Source organism: Niastella soli (genome assembly GCF_017742245.1).
In the GTDB taxonomy this organism is placed as follows: Bacteria; Bacteroidota; Bacteroidia; order Chitinophagales; family Chitinophagaceae; genus Niastella; species Niastella soli.
The window spans coordinates 358,271-381,990 of sequence record NZ_JAGHKO010000017.1 but is presented as its reverse complement, the minus strand read 5'-3'; the positions used below and the strand labels follow the sequence as shown (position 1 = coordinate 381,990).

The following is a 23,720-nucleotide window of genomic DNA, read 5'->3' as shown; positions in this document are numbered from 1 at the left end:
AGAAATCTGTATTTCAAATTGTGTTTGTTAATGGGACGTTATTCTATTACTATTTGGATGTTAGATTCTAACAAATGTTATAATCTAACATGTAGGAAATTTGTGGGTAGCAAGGAAATACATTGCATAAAAAAAGCCCCGACTATACCGTCGGGGCCTGTTATAATGGTTGTTATAACCTTTATTAATTGAAAATATAACGCAATCCTAACTGAATGCCCCAGGTGCTGGTGGTTGAATAGTTAGGTTGATAGGCTTTTGTTGGACCAGCAGGATCAAACGTGAATTTTGGTGCAGATTGAACAAATGGACTTTGTGTTCCCAATATACCCATATCCTGGAATGTACCAAATGTATAGCTGTACCGGTAACCCCATTGGCTGTTCAGCAGGTTTAAAAGGTTAATTACATCTACACTAACCTGTAATGTGTGTTTGGTAGTGCCTGATCTGTAAATAAAATCCTGTAAAACACGCAGATCAAGTGAGTGGTTCCAGGGCAGGGTGGCACCGTACTTGTTCATGTATTCACCTTTGTGGTCCTTCAGGTATTTATCATTTTCGATAAATTTAAAGAACGCATCGCTTTGTTGTTGAGCAGTATATTTTACACCGCCCAATGTAGCACCTTCTACAAACGAAATTTCTGAAGGATCTTTTGGTATATACATTACATCATTACGCTGACCGTCGCCATTGATATCGTTAGCATACCGGAAGGTGTAGCGTTCCTGTGGTTGGGCTGTATAAAAAATGCTGAAGGTGGTGGCCATTTTTTTATCCGCATATTCCAGTCTGTACGACCCATTGGCTACTATACGATGGGGGATGGAATAGTTGGAATAACCCATGTCGGGTTTGTTGGGGTTGAAGGTAATGTTGTTGGTATTGAAGCCGCTGGCGCTTTGGTCTGAACTACCAATGGCAACTTCTTTAGCGAGGGTATAGGTGTAAGCGAGGCCTGCTTCCCAATGCTCGGAGAAGGATTTTTGTAACTGAGCAGTTAACGACAGACTGTACCCTTTGCTGATGTTGTCCATTACGATCATCTGATTTACCAGGGGAACTGGTCTTGCAGCTGCAACATTGTTAAAGATTGGCCGTTTGTCAGCACCGTTTGCCAGTGTACCTGATTCGGGGCCTAAGTTGGCATTGCGGAAATATACGTTGTTGATCTGCTTTGTATATATCGCTTCGAATGTGGCGGTATAACTATTGGCGAAACGTTTGTCAACGGCCAGATTCGACCGCCATACCTGTGGCATTCTGAAATTTTTAGCAGCTGCGCTGTACGAAGACCCGTTAGGGATGGAAGTACCCACGGGTGCAGGATTTGGTGGCAGATAGGCATTTCTATCTGTGCTGTAGGTAATATTATTCAGTTCAGTAGAACCCGAGGCCGGTTGATACAAAGCGCGGATCACACCATCATCACCCACCTGGTTCACTAACCAAATAAAGGGAATACGACCGGTAAAGATGCCCGTACCGCCGCGAACCACTAATGATTTATCACCCTTTACGTCATAGGTAAAGCCAAGGCGGGGCGACCATAAAGGTTTTTGATCGGGCCATTTACTTACATCGAATTGCTCATCAACCCCATTGGGATCTTTAAATACCTGTTTTGCCAGCTCGGGATTGCTAGGTGGGGTGTAAGGATACATAGGAAGATCTACCCGTAACCCATAGGTAACTTTTAATTTAGGAGTAACTGCAAACAGGTCCTGTATGTAAAACCCTAACTGTGAAAATTTGGCTTCTGGTACTTTTATGCCACTGGGGTTGGTTGGATCATATGCCAGTGCATATATAAGCGGAGTTTGATTGTTCAAAAAGGAATTCAGATCGGCATACCGGTAATAAGCGGGGCCGGCTGCACTGGTGAATGAGTTCGCGAACTTCATGGCATCGAAGCTAATGCCCCCCGTGAAGGTGTGTCTGCCCAGGTTGTAGGTAACATTATTCGCTATGTTAAAAGCTTTGTCCTCTATTTCATTCCTATAGGAAAAAAGATCGGTGCCGAAAGAAATGTACACTTCGTTAATGGTGGGACTTTTCATTATATCAACAAACGGTACATTGACGTTGGGCACGCGGACCAGGTTATTACTGGTATAAGAAGCAATTAACTGGTTGCTCCAACTGCTGTTGAATGTGGAATTCAACTCTGCCACCCCTGACCATACTTTCACATTGTTCTTGAAGTTGGTACCGGTATAGGCCATGCCGCCGTTTGAGCCACCACGACGGCTGTTATTGAGACCTTGTACGCCGTTAATGCCGGTAACGCTGGATGCGTTCACCAGATCATCGTCATTCGTTTCTGAAGTAGTATAACGAAGGGTTAAGCGGTGCTTCGTGGTAATATTCCAGTCTACGCGGGCCAGGAATTTTTTATTGTCGGTCTCAAAATTATATCCCTGATAACTTCCCGGATCGAAATTGTATTTATTGATGATGTAAGTCCTCAATGCATCAAGGTCGCTGGCCAATACAGATGTGGCGTTGGGATCAGTAACGCCATCTTTTTTGGCAACATAAGTTTGACCAGGCTGTGTTCTTTTTTCTGACTCAAAGTTGGCAAAAAAGAACAGTTTGTCTTTAATGATGGGGCCACCCACACTGGCGCCGTATATTTTGGTTGAACGATTGGAATTGGGGACCTCTGTTCCTTTTACCTTTTTACCATTGAATTCCTGGTTGCGGTAGTACCCATAAACGGTTCCGTACCAATTGTTGGTCCCTCTTCTTGTTACCGCGTTAATACCACCGCCCACAAAACCAGTTTGACGAACATCATAAGGGGCAATGTTCACCTGTACCTGGTCAATGGCATCGATGGAAATGGCCGATGTAGCACCACCGGGCACCAGGCCATCACCACTGCGGCCAAAGTTGTTGTTGAACAGCGACCCATCAATGGTAATATTATTGAACCGGTTGTTCATACCTGCGAAACTGGTACCATTACTTTGTGGGGTTGCACGGGTAAGGTTGGTCAAACTGCGGGAAACGTTGGGCATGTTTTGTACCAGGCGGTTGCTGATGTTGGTAGAGGCGCCCGTTTTTTCTGTTACGCCCTTGCGGCCTGCCGTAACTACTACAGAGGTCATTTCTTTGTCAGACATGTCTGTTTGCAGATCGAACTTTTCACCCAATGGGATATTTATATCTCCTTTTTTGTAGGCAGCATAGCCAACATAAGTTATGGTGACATTGTAAGGTCCGCCGGGTGGCAGGTTATTCAGATCAAAAACACCCCCGGTACGGGTAATAGTTTGAAAAACAGAGCCGGTGGGCTCATGCCGTAGCACCACGGTTGCCCCAACCAGCGGTTCCCCCTTGCTCGATTTAACTGCGCCAGTCATGCTACTGGTTGTCACCTGCGAATACCCGCTTCCTATTCCGGAACCAAGTAGTAACAGGGTTAGTAAAATAGCCATAAAATTTCTCATATATGCTGTATTTAAGTTTACAAACATTAATTCAAGAGCACGGGAAGTAGTAGATAGAAAGAGGGGTGTCAGCAGTTTAACCTGACAGGTCTTGTTGGTGAAGTGGACAGCTGGTTACGTTGAAATAAATATAACAGATCAGGCAAAACCAGAGATGGTTTTGATCCATGCCGTTGAGACAGTTTCATAATGTTGCAGCAAATGTAGCTGAAATAAAAAATTTAATGCTGATCCCTTAATTAAAAGCAGTCCACAGGTTATTAACGCTAACAGGCATGTATGAATATTACCCAAATACCTGTATGCCATGGTTGTCCGTTGCCAGTCTGAGAGTGACCCGGATTTTATGTATGTAATAGAGGCAATTGGAAGTCTTAAAAGGCTGCATGAAGGTTAAACGTCAAATAAATAAAATTTCCCAATCATGCGGGAGGCAACCTGGAAAGGGAGGAGGCCGTAAAAAGGAAGGAGGGCCAGACAAATGAACAATTCATTTACCGGCGCGTTATTTATCTGTGATAGAAAGCGCAAATAGTCAGTTGATTATAAGCATTGGTTAAGGCCTGATTGATTCCTCAATCTCCTTGTCTGCTCATGAGTGCGGGCTGTTTGCTTTCCTGTTTTAGTTAACTTTGCCGAAATTTTGATAACATGTTGGATTCCATAGAAAGTGCCATAGAAGACATAAAAAATGGTAAACTGGTAATTGTTGTGGACGACGAAGACCGTGAAAATGAGGGTGATTTTCTGACCGCCGCGGAAAATGTGACCCCTGAGGTAGTGAATTTTATGAGTAAATACGGCCGGGGCCTTATTTGTGCTCCGTTGGAGGAGGACCGCTGCGCGGAATTACAACTCGACCTGATGGTCAATAATAATACGGCCCTTCACGAAACGGCCTTTACCGTATCTGTAGACCTGCTTGGGCATGGCTGTACTTCTGGTATTTCAGCCCACGACCGGTCAAAGACCATTCAGGCATTGATTGATCCCAATACAAAACCTGAAGACCTGGGCCGCCCAGGGCATATATTCCCCCTGCGGGCAAAGAGAGGAGGCGTTTTACGCCGCGCCGGGCATACAGAGGCAGGGAACGACCTGGCCCGTTTGGCTGGTTTTAAACCTGCGAGCGTGCTGGTTGAAATTATGAACGATGACGGCTCTATGGCCCGCTTACCGGAGTTGGAGGAAATTGCCAAAAAGTTTGATCTGAAGCTGATCTCTATAAAAGACCTGATCGAATACCGGTTGAAAACCGATTCGCTGATAGAAGAAATTGTTCGGGTTGATATGCCTACCAAATGGGGCAATTTTAAACTGATCGCCTTTAATGAAAAAGGTACCAGCAATGAACACCTGGCACTGATAAAAGGGGAATGGCAGAAAGACGAACCCGTAATGGTGCGGGTTCACTCATCCTGCTTTACCGGTGATATCCTGGGTTCCATGCGTTGCGATTGCGGGGAACAACTGCACGCTGCTATGGAACATGTTGAAAAAGAAGGTAAAGGCGTGATCTTATATATGAACCAGGAAGGTAGAGGTATTGGCCTGGTGAATAAATTGAAAGCCTACAAATTGCAGGAAAGCGGTTTTGATACGGTTGAAGCCAATCTGCACCTGGGTTTTCCAATGGATAAACGGGATTATGGTATCGGTGCTCAAATATTGCGTTACCTGGGTATTTCCAAATTGCGTTTGTTGAGCAATAATCCGAGGAAACGTGCCGGTTTGTTGGGCTATGGGTTAGAAATTGTAGAAGCTGTTCCTATTGAAGTAGTGCCTAACCCGCATAACGAAAAATACCTTACTACCAAAAGAGACAAACTCGGTCACGAGATCCTGAAGAAATAATTTTACCTCACTAATTTCCATGCGCCAAGTTTATATAAGTGCCATCCCAATGTACCGGGGTGGCCTTTTTTATTTCTTTGTTATTTAATTACTACCCGTCTCTGTTTTGGAGGTATCATTAACCGGTGGTGGTTTGATCTGTTTCTTTCTGTCGGCACGCCACAGATCGCTCAGGCGTTCAAAATCGCGGCGATAGCTGATACTGGCGCCGGAACGGTTTTGCCGGGCACCTGTACCTGAGAGGTAGTTGTAAGAGTCGCGGTAAAAGAAGGTGAGCACAAGTTTGCCGTCCTGGCGAATTTTCCAGTCGGCAGAGATATCGGGCAGGAACTGCAGGTTTTTAGTGGCCTGTACCTGTTGAGCCGATAAACCAAAGTCAACGGCGCTGCCAAATGTGAAGGTGAGGCGTTCGTTCAAAAAGCTTTTACCAATATTGAAGTTGAGGTTGGTACGGTCGATATTCAGTTTGCTGCGATCGATATTGTCAACCAGGTTGGAGCCGTTGTACAACTGCGCATTGAAGTTTACCTTAATGCTTTTATCGTTGAACAGTTTCTGGAATACGTTAGAGAACTGTCTGCTCAGTGTACTGGAGAGTACACCGGAAATACTGTTCACCACTACGCCGCTGAAAATATTACTGCCCAACGCACTCTGGTTGCTCGAGGAAGATACAGGGCCAAAGCTGTTGAATACGATCAAAAAGGCCACCTGTTTGTTCAACTCATTTTCGTCGCGCCTGATGAGTTGCAATATAGCCAGGGCATCCGGATCATCTTTTAACGGGCTGTTGGGTGGCAGTTGGATGTCGAACTTAATATCCGGCTTCATCAGGCTTTGGGTAAGCATGGTTTCCACAATTACCTTACCGCGCGATTTGCGCACGTTTGAATTGGCAATGGTAACGGCATCTGTTGCCAGGTCGCTGAAGCGCACGTCGTCTGCTTCGTATTCAGCATTGATCTTGATATAGGCATCGTAAGGATCGCCCTTCCATTGAATATAGTTACCTGAGTTCTCCTGTAATTTAAATGGCTTACGCAGCAGGGACTGGAAATTGAAATTATAATTACCGCGGTCGATGTTATACACGCCATTGATGGTGAAATCGCCATCGGTACTGGCTTCCATTTTAAGATTTCCATGCCCGTTAGCCTGTATGATATCACCGGTTAGCTCATCGATGATCACATACATATTGGCCAGGTTGTTGGCAGTTACATCGAGTGACACATGCAGGTTGCTTTCTTCTGCATTGCGTACCACCTTCATTTCGCTACCATATTGTTTCCACACAATAAAATTCGCCTGACCGCTCTCTCTGCCGGTTGATGAACGGATATATAGTTTGGAACTATCGGCTGGTTCGCCCCGAACATCCAACCGCATGTCTTCCAGGGGGCCTCTGAATGTGGCATTGGCCTTGGCGAACAAGGTCCCAAAAAAGGGATCTTTGGTGGAGTTAGTGGTATTCAGTACCAATAGTTTATTGGAACTGAAAGCAAAATCGAAAAACAGGTTGTCAAAAGCTTCGTGGTGTAAAATGCCTTTGGAAATATGACCGGTATTGCCAAATTCGTCTTTAAAGGCAAAGGTGCCAAAGTCGATGGCCCCATCTTTGAAATCGAACACTGCCGAAGGGATTTTGTACAATACGTTGGTATAGATCACCCGCAATTCGCCATCGCGCAGTTGCATGCGGCCCAGGTATTTCAGGTTGTTGGGCGGGCCCACAATGCGAAGCTGCCCGGTAGCATACCCATTCAGGTCGGTGAATACGTCGTTCAGGTATTTGTCGAGCAGGTTGATCTTCGTATCACGGAAGTTGCTCGTAATGTCAAGCGGCGCGGTGTTGGCTGTATCTGACAGATCGTACAGGCCTTTAACGTCAAAAATGTATTTGTCGTTTTCTGAAATGGTGCCGAAGTTAACCTTACCGGTCCTTTGGCTATAGCTGGCTGTTAATTTAAGCTTACCTATAGAGTCGTTATCGAGCCGGAATTGTTCGGCTTCGCCTTGCATATCAACCACCCTTTTGCCAAAAGGATCAATAATGTCTATGTTGGCAGTTAACAAACCTTCGAGCCGGTTGTCGGGTACTACATACGGCGCAAAGTCACCAATATTTACTTTAGTGAGTTCTATTTTTATATCATTGGTGGTGCCTTCGCCAGATGGATTGGTGGTAACCAGTATTTCCTGCTGACCGTTGTAGATCTTCACCCCTTCGGCTGAAACAAGTTCCTTACTTAATATCAGTTCTCCATTCTTTTCAATAGTCCAGTTTTTTCCATTCAGGTCAAAATTCGATTCATTGAAGGTGATCTGTACTCCGGAAGGCATGGTTTGCACCCGGGCAAAAAGATCAGCCGAGTTGAGTGTTTGGTTGGCCGCAGTTTTTAATTGCACCAGCGACATGTCATTGGCCGACCGTACGCGTAATTCGGTACCTGGAAAATGCAGGCTGTCGTTGATGTACACATCGGCAATGGAATTAGTGAGCGACAGGGTATCGAAATTACCGGTGCCCTTGAGGTTAAGGTTATAGAAGAGAATATTTTTATACCCGAACTGAGGCACCTCTGCATTCAGGTCCAGCAGGTTTTCCTTGCTGTTAATACGGCCGGAAACAGTACTAAAGTTAAACCCGCTGAGGTTTTTATCGATAAAGCCCATGTATTCATCCACTTTTTTAGTGGTGAAAACAAAGCTGAAGTTCTCGTTCTTCAGTTCCTTGTGCGACGGTTTTATGTAGCTGGGGTAATATTTATTCAGGAATAACCTTACCGCATCAGGCAAATCTTTGATGGAGAATTCGCCTACCAGGGCGCCATCAAATTCATTACTTACTACCGTAATTACTTTATTATTTCCCATGGCCTTCGATTCAATACTCAATGAATCGAACGAAATGGGTTTACTGTTTTTCAACACCGAAGCCTCATAAATACGGGCAGTACCCAGAAAGTTGTCGATATTACTGCCGGTAAAGTTCATCCTGAACTTACCTTTTACTTCAATAGAGTCGGTGGTAAGTTTAACATTATGCAGATCGGCCTTACTAATTTCGGCATCGAAGTTAAAAGTAGGTACTTGCTTGCTGAAGTCGATCAATCCGTTCAGGCGTGCCATTAAATTGGGATCGTTACTGATCACTTCCCCATTGAACAGGCGTTTGGCCACCGTTCCTTTTACTACAATGTTCTGATAATTGTAATTATTTACATCAAGCGAGCGAATAAAGCCGTCGAGTTTGGCATTGAGTGTACTGGCTTTTAGTCCATGACCGTTCACCGACCCTTTAAAATTGATCTGGCCCACCTGGGGCGCATCCAGGAATTCGCCCAGGGCAAATGACCTGGTTTCAATACCTCCCGTGTAAATGGTGGGCGCATTGTCGGGGAACTTCATGTTCACGTCGGTTACCACCACACCCAGCTTGGTTTCAAGGGTCCCAAAGGTTACAAAGTCTTTTATAAAGCCGGTGAAATTTCCCTTGAAGCGCAGGTATTCGAGTTTATCGAGCCGGGGTTGTGTAATGTCTTTCAGGTCGGGAATAAAGGTGACGGCGTCGCGATAAGTAGTGCGGAACTCATTCGCCTCAAAGTCGATATAGAATTTATCGAAATTGGTCATACTGTTCAGGCGAATATTTCCATTGAGGTAAGTATCCTTTCCAGCTTCTATGATCAGTTTGCGGGCTGTCAGGTTTTCAACGGTGCCTTTTACTTTACCCGTAAGCCGGATCTCTTTTTTCCAGTTTTGTAGTTCGGGAGCAAAATAGGCAATATCATCGCTGTTTATGACGGCATTGGTTAAGTCACCTTCCATGCGCACTTTGTCAACAAAGTCGCTCATATCGTCGAAGGTGGCATAGCGCATGGCAAAGAAGTTCGAAAGATGGCTGCGATTGGTTTGAATATTGAGCCGGGCAAATTCCATTGCTTCCGGATGCCATTTAACCCGGGCATCGAGTTTTTTCACAACGAATCCGCTGCGTTCTTTGGTTGAAAGCCGTAAAACAGCTGAAAGGGTATCCTGTTTGAGGGCTACTGTGTTGAAAGTGGCATTGATATCAGAGAACTGGATATGGTTGCCATCGAAATATTTATAGGGGAGCCTGTCTGTATGTACATCGCTGTAGAATGTGCCTTTATTGAGGACAAGTCGGTTAACCGCAATGTCCCAGTTGCCTGGATTCCAGCGCAGGTGTTTGGGATCGTTTATGATAGCGGTAGTATCGTCCTTGGGGCGTAGTGAATCGGGGCGGTTGCCATCATAGTTGTAAATAGCAAAAACCGGTTTGTCGATATCGATGGTATTGATGTGGACTACCTGTTTCTTCAGATTGATCTCTTCAGCATTCACATCCATTCTGGTCAGTTGCAGTGTCATGTTCTCTCCACGCCAACCATCCAACTGTTTCAATTGAATATTGCGCAATTCTACTTTCTCAAGGTCCAGGTCAATATTGTCCTGTTTTTTAGGTTCTTTTTTTTGAGGACTGCTGAAATAGTCTGCCAGAAAGCGGTAGTTCCAGGTGCTGTCGCTGCGTTTTAATTGAATGACCGCATTTTCGAGTCCGATGTAGCTAAGTACTACGCGGTCTTTTAGGAAGAACCAGTCGGTAATATTCACCTTTACGGTGCCGGCATACAACAGGGTATCGTTGTGCTGGTCGTTTACAAGAGTGCCCTCCAGCAACATTTTATTGAATAAAGCGAAATCAACGTGTTTAATACGAACATTGGCGTGGAGGTTCTTGGAAAGTTTGCCCGTGACCTGTTTTACCAACCAGTTTTGAACCGGAGTGGTTTGAATAGACAGCCATACCAGTATGATCAGTCCGATCAGTACCAGTAGCACGGTCCGGGATATTTTCCAAAACTTTCTCAGGGTTGGAGCGTATTAAATGTAAAAGTAATAAAACCGTTTTCGATATGGCGCAAAATCAGTACCAATGAATTGTTTTTGTGCAACTTTTCAGTGGCTTTAACATAGCCAGGAACCTGTAATGTGTCTGTTGCTGTCTTGTACATACGTAAAACGGGTGTGAAGGTTGGTTATTTCACTGGTTTTTAACTGAAAAATGGGCCAAATGGTTCAAAAAAAGGTAAACAGGGTAAATGGGTGGTTTTGGTCGGTTAGGTACGACCCGATCAGGCGCAGTAAGATAGAAAGAAAAGGGTTGGGGTCCTAGTGAGTGAGGGAGGAAATTATGATTTTAATTTTTTCATGCTATTGTTTGCCAGCAAAGATCTTATTTGGGAAATGGCAATTTCATTGAGTTGTTGCAATCGTTGCGATTGCGGAAGCTCCTGCCGTAAAAGGACTGCATTGATGCTTTCAAGATTACTAAGTACAACCAGTTGTTCAAGCGACGCTTCATCCCTGATATTGCCTGTTTTGCCCGGATTTTCTTTTCGCCAGTCGGCAGCTGTTTTTCCAAAAAGGGCCATATTTAACAGGTCCGCTTCACTGGCATAAATAGCACCGGTTTGTTGACGGGTGAGTTGAGGAGGTATCAGGGTTTCTTTAATGGCATCGGTGTGTATCCGGTAGTTTATTTTTGAAAGGGTCCGTTGCAGGTTCCATTCCAGCTGGTGGGTTTTGTTTTCTTCATCTTTAAGGCGTTGGAATTCTTTAATGAGGTATAATTTAAATTCTGCACTAAGCCAGCTCCCGAATTCAAAGGCGATGTCTTTGTGGGCGTAAACGCCACCACCATAACGACCTGCCTTTGAAACAATACCAATAGCATTGGTAGCTTCAACCCATTTTTTGGGTGAAAGGGCAAAAGTATTCAAGCCTGCCTGGGTTTTAACCCTATCGAATTCGATAGGGTTAAAATGGGGGTTATAAATTAGCTCCCAAATCCCTAAAAATTCAATGGTATTGCGATTACGCAACCAATTGTAAAGAATAATTTCATTTCCGAAAGGCTTTGCCATATCTGTCAAAGAAATATAATCCTGCTGATTTACTTCAATGATCGTTACGGGTGTTTCTTTTACAACAATGACTTTATTAATAGACATACGGGTTATTGTTTTGTTGTATAAAAGTACAACAAAGCAGGATTTATAGCAGTTGATTTAGATCAAAATATTATATATAAATATTTGATATCGTTTACTTAAGGCGGTTAAAATCTGTCCTGCCTCAATGATTCTTTGCCGGATCTTTTATGCCATCGCTTTTGTTATACGCTTCAGATTTACCTTTTTCGATCGACAGGCTTTGCCAGCCGGTGTTTTTGATCTGTTTGCCAATGTACAGGATCTGCCCCACGTGGTAGGGGTAGTGTGCCAGCTGGCGGTTGATGGCGTCTATTACCAGTAACGGTTCTTCACGAATGTAAATGGTTTTTAACAGGTCGTTTTCGGTGAGGGAGTTGAGGGCACCCAGAAAGCATTGCCAGCCTTTTTCCCATAATGCCAGCAATTGCTGTTTGGAATAATTATGTACCTGGAATTCCTCGTCCCGGTTCCGCCAGGCTTTTTCCCCATCTTCGGTAAGGAAGTTTGTCCAGCGGCTTAGCATATTGCCCGACACATGTTGTATAATGACTGCAATGCTGTTGGAGGCTTCATTGGGGGCGAAATGAAAATCGGCATCTGCTAACTGCCCAAATGTTTTTTCGCCCAATTGTTTGTAATAGCGTAACCGCCTGATGGTTGTTTGCAGATATTCTGTTCCTAATGAAGCGTTCATAGCTGAATATTTGTATTAAGGTATGAATTCGGTAAAAATTTCCGGTGGTGCAAGATTAATTATTAAACTCAAAGGTCGCGAATGCCGACGCTTGCGGTCGGCATCCTGACACGCGAAGCATCGTCGGGACACTTTCACGTTTTACGTTTGATGTTTCACGGCTCTCCGCCGGTGGCAGACTGGGGGGTTAATACCCCGCAGCCGCATCGTCGCCCCGGCTATCGGCTACAGCTTCGATGCGTCCGTTTTCAATTTTTATTACTTCCGTGCGGCCAATAGCACCACGTTGCGTAACCTTGTACCCCATTTGCTGTAACTGTTGTCGTACAGTTTGGGGAAATGCCGCTTCCACATAGATCTCATCGGGCAACCATTGATGATGGAATTTGGGTTTATTCACCGCATCATCTGTGCTCATATCAAATTCAAGCATATCTACAAGCGTTTGAAATACCGAGGTTGTTATAGTAGTGCCGCCCGGAGTACCAACAACCAGATATGGTTGGTTCCCTTTCAACACAATAGTAGGCGTCATGGAGCTGAGCATGCGTTTCCCTGGTGCTATAGCATTAGCATCGGCGCCTACGGCCCCATACATATTGGGCACGCCAGGTTTTATACTAAAATCGTCCATTTCATTATTCAGGAAAAAGCCGGCACCGCCTACTACGGTTTTACTACCATAACTTCCATTTAGGGTAGTGGTCACTGATACGGCATTCCCATTTTTATCACAAACGCTGAAATGCGTTGTTTCTTCGCTTTCAGGTATTATTCCAGCCTGAATGGCCACACTGGTACCGGCAGTTTGCTTGTTATAATCCTTCATTCTATTGGCGGCATACTCCTTGCTCGTCAGTTTTTTTACAGGCACTTTATAAAAATCAACATCGCCCAGGTATTTAGCCCGGTCGGCATAGGCGCGGCGTTCAATTTCCGTCATCAACTGTACTGCCTGGGCCGACAAAAATCCATATTCTTTCACCGGCTGATCTTCTAACATATGCATCATTTGTGGCAACAGCACCCCACCACTGCTTGGCAAGGGCATAGTGATTATTTTATATGTTTTGTAATCAAAAACAACCGGTTCGCGTTCTTTGGCCTCGTATTTTTTCAGGTCGTCATATCCAATGATCCCATTGGCCCTTTTCATTTCTGCTACAATTAGTTTGGCTGTTTCTCCTTCGTAAAAACCCGCCTTGCCTTTATCCCTGATGCGTTTTAATGTATTGGCCAGGTCCTTCTGAACCAGGGTATCGCCGGCCTTCCAGCCGTTTTGTCTTATAAAAACAGGGGTAACGGTATTGTATTTAGCAAACTCTTCTTTATGGTTATTCAGGCTTCTGGCCTCACTTTCGGTAATAGCAAATCCCTTTTCGGCAAGGTCTATAGCGGGTTGTATTAATTTTTTAAGGGGCAGGCTCGCATATTTCATACAATCGAATAAACCCGCAATGGTACCAGGAACACCCGATGATAAGTGACCATTCTGGCTTAATGCTGTTTGTGCATTGCCCTGTTTATCGAGGTACATATCACGGGATGCCTTATTCGGAGCTTTCTCCCGATAATCGATGGTTATATTTGAACCGTTGGCCAGCCTGATAACAGTAAAACCACCACCGCCAATATTCCCTGCCGCGGGATAAACCACTGCCAGGGCCAATTGAGTGGCAATAGTGGCATCAATTGCATTGCCTCCCTGTTTCATAATGGCTACACCAATTTCGCTGGCCAATGGGTGAGCGGAAACAACGGCACCGGTTGAACCGGTGATCTTTTTCTGAATAGTGTATTCATATGGGTTAACCGCGGACAATGGGGCCGCATGCTGCCCGAAACACGCTGTGGCCAGCAGTACTAACGGAAATGTGTATAAAAAAGAGACTTTCATATTTTAAAAAAATTGAGTAGCTAAAATTAACAAAGCAAAATTAGCTACTGGTTTTTTTTATTATTGAGTTAAATGTTCTAATTTTAGAACACTAACAAAAACTGTTTACGGGGACCAAACCACATGAGCTTATGAGAAAACGCAATAGTTCACGGCGTATAGCAACCTTCTATGCATCTCAGTTATCTCAGCTTCTATGTGTTTTGCGGGTTTTTGCAAACTATATGAATTTCAGACAGGCTAGATTAATTATCATCCCTAATATTTACGCAGACATTTCCATATTAAGCAGAGCAGTCAGGTAGTGACATCTGCCAATCACAATGATCACTAGCGCAGAAGAGCATTTGCGTTCTATATAAACTCTTAGTGGTCACATGAGAAAATAAAAGCATTTCACCCCGGTGAAGTGCTTTTTTCTTTTACCCCGATTTAGTTATTTTCACAGAACATTCTTCCATTATGATGAAAGTTCCTGCTTGCGTAACATTATTATTGATCATTTCCAGTCTGGCATTGGCACAGGTGAAATCGCCCGATCAGTACCTTGGTTACAAATTAGGTTCCCGGTATACTCCTCATTTTAACATAGTAAATTATTGTAAGCAGGTTGCTGAAGCAGTGCCGGAGATGGTAAAATTGGAGCAGTACGGAACTACCAATGAAGGCCGTCCCCTGCTTTTGTTATATGTAACCTCGCCCGAAAACCTTGCAAACCTGGAAGCCATCAGGCAAAACAACCTGCGGCTGGCGGGTATGGGCCCCGATAAAACATTGCCCGATGATAAAGGTCCGGCCATTGTGTGGTTGAGTTATAATGTGCATGGCAACGAGACCTCCTCTTCGGAAGCTGCCATGCTAACCCTGTATGAATTGGTAAACCCGGCCAATACAAAAACAAAAGAGTGGTTACAGCATACCGTTGTTATTATAGATCCCTGTATAAATCCAGATGGCCGCGACCGGTATGTAAACTGGTTCAACTCAGTAGTAGGCGTGAATCCCAATCCCCAGCCTTTTACCCGTGAACATTCAGAACCCTGGCCAGGTGGCAGGCCCAACCACTATTATTTCGACCTGAACCGCGACTGGGCCTGGCAAACACAGATTGAAACCCAACAGCGTATTTTGAAATACAATATGTGGTTGCCGCAAGTACATGTAGACTATCATGAACAATATTATAATAATCCTTACTATTTCGCACCTGCTGCAGAACCCTATCACGAGGTTATAACCCCCTGGCAGCGCGAGTTTCAAACTGTTATTGGCAGAAATAATGCCCGCTATTTTGATCAGAACGGCTGGTTGTTCTTCACTAAAGAACGCTTTGATCTTTTCTACCCCAGCTATGGCGATACTTATCCTTTATACAAAGGGGGCGTTGGTATGACCTTTGAACAAGGGGGACATAGCCGCGGGGGCGCCGCAGTGATAAACCGCGATGGCGATACCCTTACTTTGTGGGACCGCCTGTATCACCACGTAACCACTGGCATGAGCACCATTGAAGCCTCTGCGCAAAATGCCACAAAACTGGTACAGGAATTTAAAAAGTATTACGAAAAAGCGCGAACAACACCACCCGGTGAGTTTAAGGCATATGTTATTAAAGCAGATGAAGGTTGTAAGATAGTACGCCTGCAACAATTGCTCAACCGCAATAACATAGAATGGAATAAAGCTGGCAATGCCAGTTATACCGGGATCAATTATTTTACCGGTAGATCCGGAATGGTAAAAACCGATAGCCTTGATATCGTGATCAACGCCAACCAGCCCAATGCGAACCTGTTGAAAGTGCTGTTTGAAAGAAATTCTCACCTGAGCGACTCGGTTACATATGACATAACTGCCTGGTCGGTTCCCTTTGTTTATGGCCTAACTACTTATGGGTTGAACAGTTATGTGACTGGCCTGACAAAAACAACTGCAATAGACAAACCCAAAGTAAAAGCATTGAATGGCGACAATAGCGTTGCCTGGCTTATTCGTTGGAACGGATTGAACAGTGTTCAATTCTTAAGTACCATTCTGCAGAAAAAAATAAAAGTGCGTTATGCAGAACAACCATTCAAGGCCGGTAACGAAGATTTTGATAAAGGCACCCTGATTATAACCCGCACCAGTAACCAATCTCAGGGAGCTTTATTGGGGGGGATTATCAGTGCTGCCGCCCAGAAGTCTTGTATTGGATATACAACCGTTTCTTCTTCATTTGTTGATAAAGGGTTTGATTTTGGTTCCGAAAAAGTACACGGCATGCAGGCCCCCAGGATCGGGTTGCTGGCAGGTGACGGCGTATCCTCATTAAGCATGGGTGAAGTGTGGCATTTCTTCGATACACAGATCAATTATCCCATCAATATTATTTGGGCCAATGAGTTAAGCAGGAACATGTTGCGTGAACTGGATGTGCTGATAATGCCCGATGGTAATTACCGCTTTTTAGCAGACCGCACGCTGAATGATGCACTGAAAGAATGGGTGACCAATGGCGGCCGGCTGGTTGCACTGGAGAGTGCCGTGGCACAACTGGCCGCTGCCGACTGGGGCATTAAAACAAAGAAAAGTGATGATGATAAGGGGGATAAAACAGACGACAAAAAAGAAGATTATAGTATGCTCCGCCGCTATGAGAACCGCGAGCGTGATTTTATTCCGGGGTTCAACCCCGGTTCCATCTACAAAGTAGAGCTGGACAACTCGCACCCGCTCGCATTTGGGTATGATGATGCCTATTATACGCTTAAGCAGGATAACACCATTTACGAGTTTTTTAAAGACATGGGTTGGAATGTAGGCGTGATCAGGAAAGACAACCAGGTAGCAGGTTTTGTAGGCTCGAAGCTGAAAGATAAACTGAAGGACGGCCTGTTATTCGGGGTGCAGGAAATGGGCCAGGGCAACGTTATTTACCTGTCCGACGACCCGCTGTTCAGAAGTTTTTGGGAAAATGGAAAACTGCTGTTTAGTAACGCGGTATTTATGGTAGGACAGTAGGGGCAATAGGCAATAGGCAATAGGCAATAGGCAATAGGCAATAGGCAATAGGCAATAGGCAATAGGCAATAGGCAATAGGCAATAGGCAATAGATTTTTGGCGGCGTAAGGTAATTATTAATCTCAAATGTCGAGAGCCTTTCACGTTTCACGTTTGACGTTTCATCCGCCAGCTGGCGGAAGGCTCAAATTTCGCGAGTCCCGTCTGCCGTCTGCCGTCTGCTGTTTGTTAAAATTTACCAGCGGATTGGCACACTCATCCGCATTATGTTATTTTGCCCCCGGTTTCAGATCAAAACTTTAAGAATGAATGAATTTTACCCTGGGCGTTTACTGATACTGCTTGCATTGCTGTATGTATTACCCGTATCAGCACAAACACCCCCTTCTTATACTTCGGCCGATATTTTCCTGCAAATAAAAAAATTGAAAGTATTGGGATCGGTGCTCTATATGGCCGCCCATCCTGATGATGAAAATACCCGTTTACTGGCCTGGCTGTCGCGTGAACGATTATACCGCACCGGTTATTTGTCGTTGACCCGTGGAGATGGGGGACAAAACCTCATTGGCGACGAACAGGGCATCGATCTGGGTTTGATCCGCACCCAGGAGTTACTGGCCGCCCGCCGTACCGACGGAGCAGAACAGTTCTTTAGCCGGGCTTTTGATTTTGGATTTAGTAAAAGCACGGATGAAGCACTGGAAAAATGGGGGAAAGAAAAAGTGCTCAGCGATGCGGTATGGATCATTCGTAAATTTCAACCCGATATAATTATTACCCGTTTTCCTGAAGACAGCAGGGCTGGGCACGGACATCACTCTGCTTCGGCAGTAATTGCCCACGAAGCCTTTAAGGCAGCCGCCGATCCCAATCGCTTCCCCGAACAATTCAAATATGGCGTTCAACCCTGGAAGGTAAAACGCATTTTGTGGAACACATTCAATTTCGGCAGTACCAATACCACCAGCAACGATCAATTGAAAATAGATGTAGGTGGTTACAACGCACTGGTGGGAAAAAGTTATGGTGAAATAGCCGCCGAAAGCCGTAGCATGCATAAAAGTCAGGGCTTTGGAGTGCCAGGTAGCCGGGGCACCCAGTTAGAATATTTTACCTTAACAGAAGGTGAGACCCTGCAAAACGACCTGATGGATGGCGTTAATGTAAGCTGGTCAAAAGTAGAAGGTGGCGCTGCTATAGAATCGCAGATCGATGAGGTGCTGAAGAACTATTCTTTGGCAGAACCACAAAACTCAGTACCTGCCCTGGTGAATGTATACAGATCATTGCAGGCATTGAAAGATGGATACTGGAAGAAACAGAAAATGGAGGAAGTGCAACGGTTGGTTGAAGCATGCAGTGGTTTATGGCTGGAAGCCAGCACCGCCAATGAAATGGCTGTTGAAGGGGATTCCGTTAAAATCAATATCACCGTCAATAACCGCCTGGGCGTGCCTGTGGAACTGAACAAGATCAATCTCGATGTGCTGGACACCACCATGAACATGAGTCTTGACAAGAACCGGAATTTTACCCTGCAAAGAATATTTTATGTATTCACTACCAAGCCCATTTCACAACCTTACTGGCTGGAACAAAAAATGGCCGATGGTTCATTTACTGTTAATGACCAGCAACTGATTGGTAAGCCGCAGAACGATGCGTCTTACCAGGCCCGGTTTGATGTGGTTATTGCCGGACAAACTTTCTCCTTTACCAAACCGGTACTCTACAAACATACTGATCCAGTGAAAGGAGAATTGTACGAGCCGCTGGTGGTTGTGCCTTCATCAACAGTAACTACAGATCCCAGTATTATAATTTTCAGAAAAGGAGAAAAACAAGCAGCCGAGGTTGCTATAACTGTAACCGCCAATAAAAAATTTACTGACTACAAGGCCCGTATTTCAAAACGGCTTACCTATAACAACACAACTAAAACCGATAGCAACTTTAATATGTTGCCCGGCATGCAACGGGAGTATATTTTTAATATCGACAATAGCATGCTGAAAGAAAAGGAACAGGATTTTGTGCAGGCCTTTGTTGAATTGAAAAACGGAACAGAAGAGCAACCGGCTTATTTGAATTTGAACAATATCCGGTACGATCATATTCCTTATATCCATTACTTTTATCAGGATGCCATTAAAGTATTGAATATAGATATAAAGACAGTTGGTAAAAAGATCGGTTATATTGAAGGGGCGGGCGATAAAGTAATTATTGCGTTAAGACAAATGGGGTATGAGGTAACCACCCTGGATGAAAAAGATATTACCCCCCTGCAATTAAAACAATTTGATGCCGTGATCACCGGCGTTCGCGCATACAATGTGCACGATTACCTGGAAGGAAAATACGAGGTGTTGATGGATTATGTAAAGAATGGCGGTAACCTGATTGTACAATACAATACTGCGAATAATATAAGTTCAGTAACTTCAAAAATAGGACCCTATCCCTTTGCTATTTCCCGTAGCCGGGTTACCGATGAAAAAGCAACCGTTAACTTCACGTTGCCCGCACATGATGTGTTAAACTATCCTAATAAGATCACCGCCAGGGATTTTGAGAACTGGGTACAGGAAAGAGGTATTTATTTTGCCGAACAGTTAAATCCCGCATATGAGACACCCTTATCAATGGCCGATCCTAATGAAAAGGAACAGAATGGCAGTCTGATCATCGCCAATTATGGCAAAGGTAAATTTGTATATACCGGTCTGGTGTTCTTTCGCGAATTGCCAGCTGGGGTGCCTGGCGCATACAGGTTGCTGGCCAATATTATTGCTTTAAATAAAAAGAAGGGATTTTAGATGACTTCATTATCAAAACGTGAATGGTTTTTTATAATAGCTATCATAGTTGGACTTATACTGGGCAAACTGATCAAGAGAGTAACTATAGGACTGGCTTTAGGAATATTGTTGGTAATGATGGTGGTCATGATCTTTTCGAATAAAAAGAAATAACAGGTCAAATTGATTGATATGTCACCCGTTGAACAGGAAAAAATACCCTTGTTTAAAAAATGGCGTTACTGGTACTGGCTGGTGATCGGGTTCCTGTTATTGCTGATAGTTTTATTTTACTTATTCACTAAACATTTTGCATGAATTTTTCCGGGTTAGACTGGACGGTGCTTGTACTTACCTTACTACTCATTATTGTGTATGGGGTATATCGCAGTCGTACGTCAAAGAATCTGGAAGGATACTTATTAAGTAACCGGCAAATGCCCTGGTGGATCGTGATGCTAAGTATCATGGGCACTCAGGCCAGCGCCATCACATTTTTGACCGCACCAGGCCAGGCTTATAGTGATGGAATGCGGTTTATACAATATTATTTCGGGCTGCCATTTGCTATGGTGGTGGTGTGTATTGCATTTGTACCCGTTTTTCATAAACTAAAAATATTTACCGCTTACGAATACCTGGAACAACGGTTTGATATAAAGACCCGTTTGCTCACTTCTTTCCTTTTCTTATTATCCCGCGGTATTTCAACCGGTATCAGTATTGTAGCTCCCGCTCTGGTTTTACATAGTATGCTGGGATGGGATATAACGTTCACAAATTTATTCATGGGCGGACTGCTGATCATTTATACTGTAAGCGGTGGGGCAAAGGCGGTAGCTTATACCCAGCAGCTGCAGTTCATTATAATTTATGCAGCCATGTTTATTGCTGCCTGGTGGGCGCTGAAAATGTTGCCACAGGGCATAGGAATAACAGAAGCATTGCATATTGGCGGTAAGTCGGGCCGGTTGAATGTAATTACAACGGGGTTTACGGAAAAGGGCTTCGACTGGAAAGACAAGTACAATATCTGGAGTGGTGTAATAGGCGGATTCTTTTTGGCGCTGAGTTATTTTGGTACCGATCAGAGCCAGGTTGGCCGCTATTTAACGGCTCGCAGCGAAAAGGAAAGTAAAATTGGTTTATTATTGAACGGACTGGTAAAAGTTCCTTTGCAATTTGGCATTCTCCTTATCGGTGTTTTTTTGTTTGCGTTTTACCAGTTTAATAAAGCGCCGGCTTACTTTAACCTGGCCCAGGAAAGAACGTTGAAGCAAAGTGTGAATGCAAAAGAATATGCGGCTGCTTCCCAGCAATATGATCAGTTGCAGGCAGAAAAAAGAAACACGGTAGTGGCGTTGGGCAATGCCTTGCAACACCATGATAAAACAAGCATTGATCAACTGCGCACCCAATTACAGCAACAACAACAGCAGGCCACTGCTGTACGTGATTCTATTCAAAACATTGTAAAGAAAACCATTCCCGATAGCGATGGCAATGATACCAACTACATTTTTTTACGGTTTGTAGGCGACTATTTACCCAATGGGCTGGTGGGGCTTGTAATAGCTATTATCTTCCTGGCATCGTGGAGCAGTATTGCAGCGGCACTACATGCATTGGCTTCCTGTACCATGGTTGATTTTCATAAGCGGCTATCGAAAAAAACGGCCACCCCTTTACAGGAATATCGCTGGTCGCAAACCTATGCATTAATATGGGGCCTGTTTTGTATAGTGGTGGCCCAGTTTGGTCATAACCTGGGCAATAGTTTAATTGAAGCCGTGAATATCCTCGGCTCCTGGTTTTATGGCACCATCTTAGGGATCTTTTTGGTGGCCTTTTATCTGAAAAGGGTGGGCGGGAACGCCGTATTTACTGGCGCTATATTGGCCGAAATAACAGTAATTATTGTATATAGCTTAAACCTGCTCTCGTTTTTATGGTTGAATGTGATTGGGGCCGTTTGCGTAGTAGTATTTGCAGGATTAACACAGGTACTTTTCTTTCGGCAATCCGGAAAACAGCTTCAGGCCCCAAGCTACACCCAACCTGAAACTTAGAACTTAATAACTAACTAAAGAACTAATTCCATTTGAATATTGCAGCGTTCATAAGGCGTTGCTCTTCTTACTACTTTCTTGAACCCCAGTTTGTAATAAAGATTAATAGCCGGTTGTAATATGGTATTGCTTTCGAGATAGAGTTTTTTCGCTCCGAGGGTTCTGGCTTTTTCTATGGCTGCCATGCCTAGCAACCAGCCAATGCTTTTACCCTGTGCAGCCGGTGATACCGCCATCTTGGCCAATTCATATTCATAATCAGGATCAGCCATTTTTAGCAGGGCACAAACACCAACAGGTTCGTTGTTATACAGGGCCACCATTATATGCCCGCCTTTATCAATAATGTTCTTTTGCGGATGGTCAAGGGCCTTATGATCGGCCGCTTCCATTTTGAAATATTTCGAGATCCATTCTTCATTCAATTGTTTGAACGCATTCAGGTAAGCGGGGGTGAAATCCACGATCTGTACATCACGGCTTTCGCGTAATTTTTTCTGGTCCTGCACCCTGCGTAATAACGACTTTTGGTTTAATAAGAATTCCCATTCTTCAATAGCCTTCCAGAGATCATAATGGGTTTGGGACAGCGCCGCTTCAATGGCGGAAGTCACGTCCTGGTATTGTGGGGCAATATCTTTTACGATCTCTTTTCCTTTTTTTGAAAGGCCAACCACATTTTTACGACCATCCTGCTTGTCCTTTTTTTCAAGAACAATACCCTGTTTTACCATTTCCCTGATAATGGTACTTACAGAAGGGTGCGAGTGGCCAATTTCCTCAGCAATGGCGGTAATGGTTTTATCTGAGCCCTGTGATAGGGCATGAAATACCGGGAACCATTTTGGTTGTAAACCAACATTATACATTTTATAAACCTGGCCAGCATCCTCTGTGATCTGATCACTTAACCGGCGTAACCGGCTGCCGAGCGCCATTTTGCCGGCATTGTTGTAAAAGTCCATTGTTTAATTAATTATGTAATTGATTACGTAATTTACATCGTAGTTTTATTATGGCCAAAAAAAAGGGTGAGCTTCTATTTAAGAAACTCACCCTTTTCAAAAAAGATACCATTATTTCAATGTAGCCAGTAATTTCTGGTTCAATGATACATAATCGTCGTTTTTGGCTTCTTTAGCCAGTTCAATTGACTTGTTAGCCGATTCAGTGGCTTCCTGTTTTTTACCCAGTTTGGCCATGCAATTGGCACGTTGATAATAAGCCCAGAACGCTTTAGGATTTTGCTCAACAGCTTTGTTGAACCATTCCAATGCTTTGTTCAGGTCTTTACCATTTTCCATATAGTACACAGCAGCAGGAAAATAGGGCGTTTTTGAATCGTCTGTTTTCATCGCTTCGTTTATCTGAGACATTACTTTGGTGTCCACATCAGTTGTGATGGGCAGCACTACATCAGTTTTATCCCACATCATATGCAATTCAATGCTGCTTGATTTCACATTGGCAAATTGCATAGTAAAAGTTTCTGCTTTGTCTTTTGCACCGAGGGGTTTGGCCTGTACCCGCACCACATCATTTTCCTGTTTGTAGGCAGCAGCTTGCGTAACATCCAGTTGTTTGGTAATGATGATGGTCCAGGAATCTTTGTTGGGAATAGTTAATAAACCGTATTTGCCAGCAGGTATTTTTTGACCACCTATTGTTACTTCATCAGCGAAGGTAAGGGTAGTAGCGCCATTGGCACCGGTACGCCATACTTTGCCAAAAGGCACCAGGTCGCCAAATATTTTACGGCCTTTCATACCTGGACGGGAATATGACAATTCAATAGAGCCCAGACCGAAGTCCTGTTTAATAGTTTGTGTGCTCGAAGGAGCGGGTGTTTTTAATTGCGCGTTGGTAGCAATTACGAATGCAAGCAAGCATACAATCAAACATATCTTTCTCATGACGAATG

General features: G+C 44.1%; 13 protein-coding genes. 6 read left to right on the top strand and 7 right to left on the bottom strand.

Annotated features, from left to right (window positions below; genetic code table 11):
- Nucleotides 1–184 precede the first annotated feature (184 nt).
- A complete protein-coding gene (locus J7I42_RS32440) occupies nucleotides 185–3,457 on the bottom strand; it encodes a TonB-dependent receptor (RefSeq protein ID WP_209144207.1) in 3,273 nt (1,090 codons plus the stop codon).
- Between the two features lie 651 nt (nucleotides 3,458–4,108).
- Between J7I42_RS32440 and J7I42_RS32435 the strand changes: the two genes are divergently transcribed.
- Entirely contained in the window at nucleotides 4,109–5,311 is a 1,203-nt protein-coding gene (locus tag J7I42_RS32435; protein ID WP_209144205.1) for a bifunctional 3,4-dihydroxy-2-butanone-4-phosphate synthase/GTP cyclohydrolase II, read from the top strand.
- Between the two features lie 84 nt (nucleotides 5,312–5,395).
- Here J7I42_RS32435 and J7I42_RS32430 read toward each other — a convergent pair whose 3' ends face one another.
- The 4 genes from J7I42_RS32430 to ggt form a co-directional block, all read right to left on the bottom strand.
- Nucleotides 5,396–10,177 carry a translocation/assembly module TamB domain-containing protein gene (locus J7I42_RS32430; RefSeq protein WP_209144203.1) on the bottom strand — a complete coding sequence of 1,594 codons (4,782 nt, stop codon included), beginning with the start codon at nucleotides 10,175–10,177 and terminating at the stop codon, nucleotides 5,396–5,398.
- Nucleotides 10,178–10,527: 350 nt separating this feature from the next.
- A complete protein-coding gene (locus J7I42_RS32425; RefSeq protein ID WP_209144201.1) occupies nucleotides 10,528–11,349 on the bottom strand; it encodes a KilA-N domain-containing protein in 822 nt (273 codons plus the stop codon).
- 124 nt (nucleotides 11,350–11,473) lie between these two features.
- Nucleotides 11,474–12,025 (bottom strand): DUF1572 family protein, encoded by a 552-nt coding sequence (locus tag J7I42_RS32420; RefSeq protein WP_209144199.1) that lies wholly within the window; start codon nucleotides 12,023–12,025, stop codon nucleotides 11,474–11,476.
- Nucleotides 12,026–12,212: 187 nt separating this feature from the next.
- The gene (gene ggt, locus J7I42_RS32415; RefSeq protein WP_209144197.1) at nucleotides 12,213–13,922 is read right to left on the bottom strand and encodes a gamma-glutamyltransferase; all 1,710 of its coding nucleotides are present in this window, start codon (nucleotides 13,920–13,922) and stop codon (nucleotides 12,213–12,215) included.
- Nucleotides 13,923–14,384: 462 nt separating this feature from the next.
- On the opposite strand from ggt, the gene J7I42_RS32410 reads away from it, so the two are divergent.
- The 5 genes from J7I42_RS32410 (at nucleotide 14,385) to J7I42_RS32395 (ending at nucleotide 21,799) form a co-directional block, all read left to right on the top strand.
- Nucleotides 14,385–16,925, top strand: coding sequence for a M14 metallopeptidase family protein (locus tag J7I42_RS32410; protein ID WP_209144195.1), 2,541 nt, complete (start codon nucleotides 14,385–14,387; stop codon nucleotides 16,923–16,925).
- A gap of 306 nt (nucleotides 16,926–17,231) precedes the next feature.
- Nucleotides 17,232–19,748 (top strand): PIG-L family deacetylase, encoded by a 2,517-nt coding sequence (locus J7I42_RS32405; protein WP_209144193.1) that lies wholly within the window; start codon nucleotides 17,232–17,234, stop codon nucleotides 19,746–19,748.
- Nucleotides 19,749–19,904 (top strand): hypothetical protein, encoded by a 156-nt coding sequence (locus J7I42_RS32400; RefSeq protein ID WP_209144191.1) that lies wholly within the window; start codon nucleotides 19,749–19,751, stop codon nucleotides 19,902–19,904.
- 18 nt (nucleotides 19,905–19,922) lie between these two features.
- Nucleotides 19,923–20,048 (top strand): hypothetical protein, encoded by a 126-nt coding sequence (locus J7I42_RS35490; protein ID WP_262898172.1) that lies wholly within the window; start codon nucleotides 19,923–19,925, stop codon nucleotides 20,046–20,048.
- On the top strand, nucleotides 20,045–21,799 hold the full coding sequence (locus J7I42_RS32395; protein ID WP_209144189.1) for a sodium:solute symporter: 1,755 nt from the start codon (nucleotides 20,045–20,047) through the stop codon (nucleotides 21,797–21,799). Before J7I42_RS35490 ends, J7I42_RS32395 begins: the two co-directional genes overlap by 4 nt.
- A 14-nt stretch (nucleotides 21,800–21,813) precedes the next feature.
- Here J7I42_RS32395 and J7I42_RS32390 read toward each other — a convergent pair whose 3' ends face one another.
- The gene (locus J7I42_RS32390) at nucleotides 21,814–22,764 is read right to left on the bottom strand and encodes a bifunctional helix-turn-helix transcriptional regulator/GNAT family N-acetyltransferase (RefSeq protein WP_209144187.1); all 951 of its coding nucleotides are present in this window, start codon (nucleotides 22,762–22,764) and stop codon (nucleotides 21,814–21,816) included.
- A gap of 111 nt (nucleotides 22,765–22,875) precedes the next feature.
- The gene (locus tag J7I42_RS32385) at nucleotides 22,876–23,712 is read right to left on the bottom strand and encodes a DUF2911 domain-containing protein (protein ID WP_209144185.1); all 837 of its coding nucleotides are present in this window, start codon (nucleotides 23,710–23,712) and stop codon (nucleotides 22,876–22,878) included.
- Between the last annotated feature and the right edge of the window lie 8 nt (nucleotides 23,713–23,720).

Coding starts and splice junctions, on each gene's coding strand:
- J7I42_RS32405 (WP_209144193.1), top strand. CDS start 17,232: ATGAATGAATTTTACCCTGGGCGTTTACTGATACTGCTTGCATTGCTG.
- J7I42_RS32425 (WP_209144201.1), bottom strand. CDS start 11,349: ATGTCTATTAATAAAGTCATTGTTGTAAAAGAAACACCCGTAACGATC.
- J7I42_RS32390 (WP_209144187.1), bottom strand. CDS start 22,764: ATGGACTTTTACAACAATGCCGGCAAAATGGCGCTCGGCAGCCGGTTA.
- J7I42_RS32440 (WP_209144207.1), bottom strand. CDS start 3,457: ATGAGAAATTTTATGGCTATTTTACTAACCCTGTTACTACTTGGTTCC.
- J7I42_RS32435 (WP_209144205.1), top strand. CDS start 4,109: ATGTTGGATTCCATAGAAAGTGCCATAGAAGACATAAAAAATGGTAAA.
- ggt (WP_209144197.1), bottom strand. CDS start 13,922: ATGAAAGTCTCTTTTTTATACACATTTCCGTTAGTACTGCTGGCCACA.
- J7I42_RS32395 (WP_209144189.1), top strand. CDS start 20,045: ATGAATTTTTCCGGGTTAGACTGGACGGTGCTTGTACTTACCTTACTA.
- J7I42_RS35490 (WP_262898172.1), top strand. CDS start 19,923: ATGTCACCCGTTGAACAGGAAAAAATACCCTTGTTTAAAAAATGGCGT.
- J7I42_RS32385 (WP_209144185.1), bottom strand. CDS start 23,712: ATGAGAAAGATATGTTTGATTGTATGCTTGCTTGCATTCGTAATTGCT.
- J7I42_RS32420 (WP_209144199.1), bottom strand. CDS start 12,025: ATGAACGCTTCATTAGGAACAGAATATCTGCAAACAACCATCAGGCGG.
- J7I42_RS32410 (WP_209144195.1), top strand. CDS start 14,385: ATGATGAAAGTTCCTGCTTGCGTAACATTATTATTGATCATTTCCAGT.
- J7I42_RS32400 (WP_209144191.1), top strand. CDS start 19,749: ATGACTTCATTATCAAAACGTGAATGGTTTTTTATAATAGCTATCATA.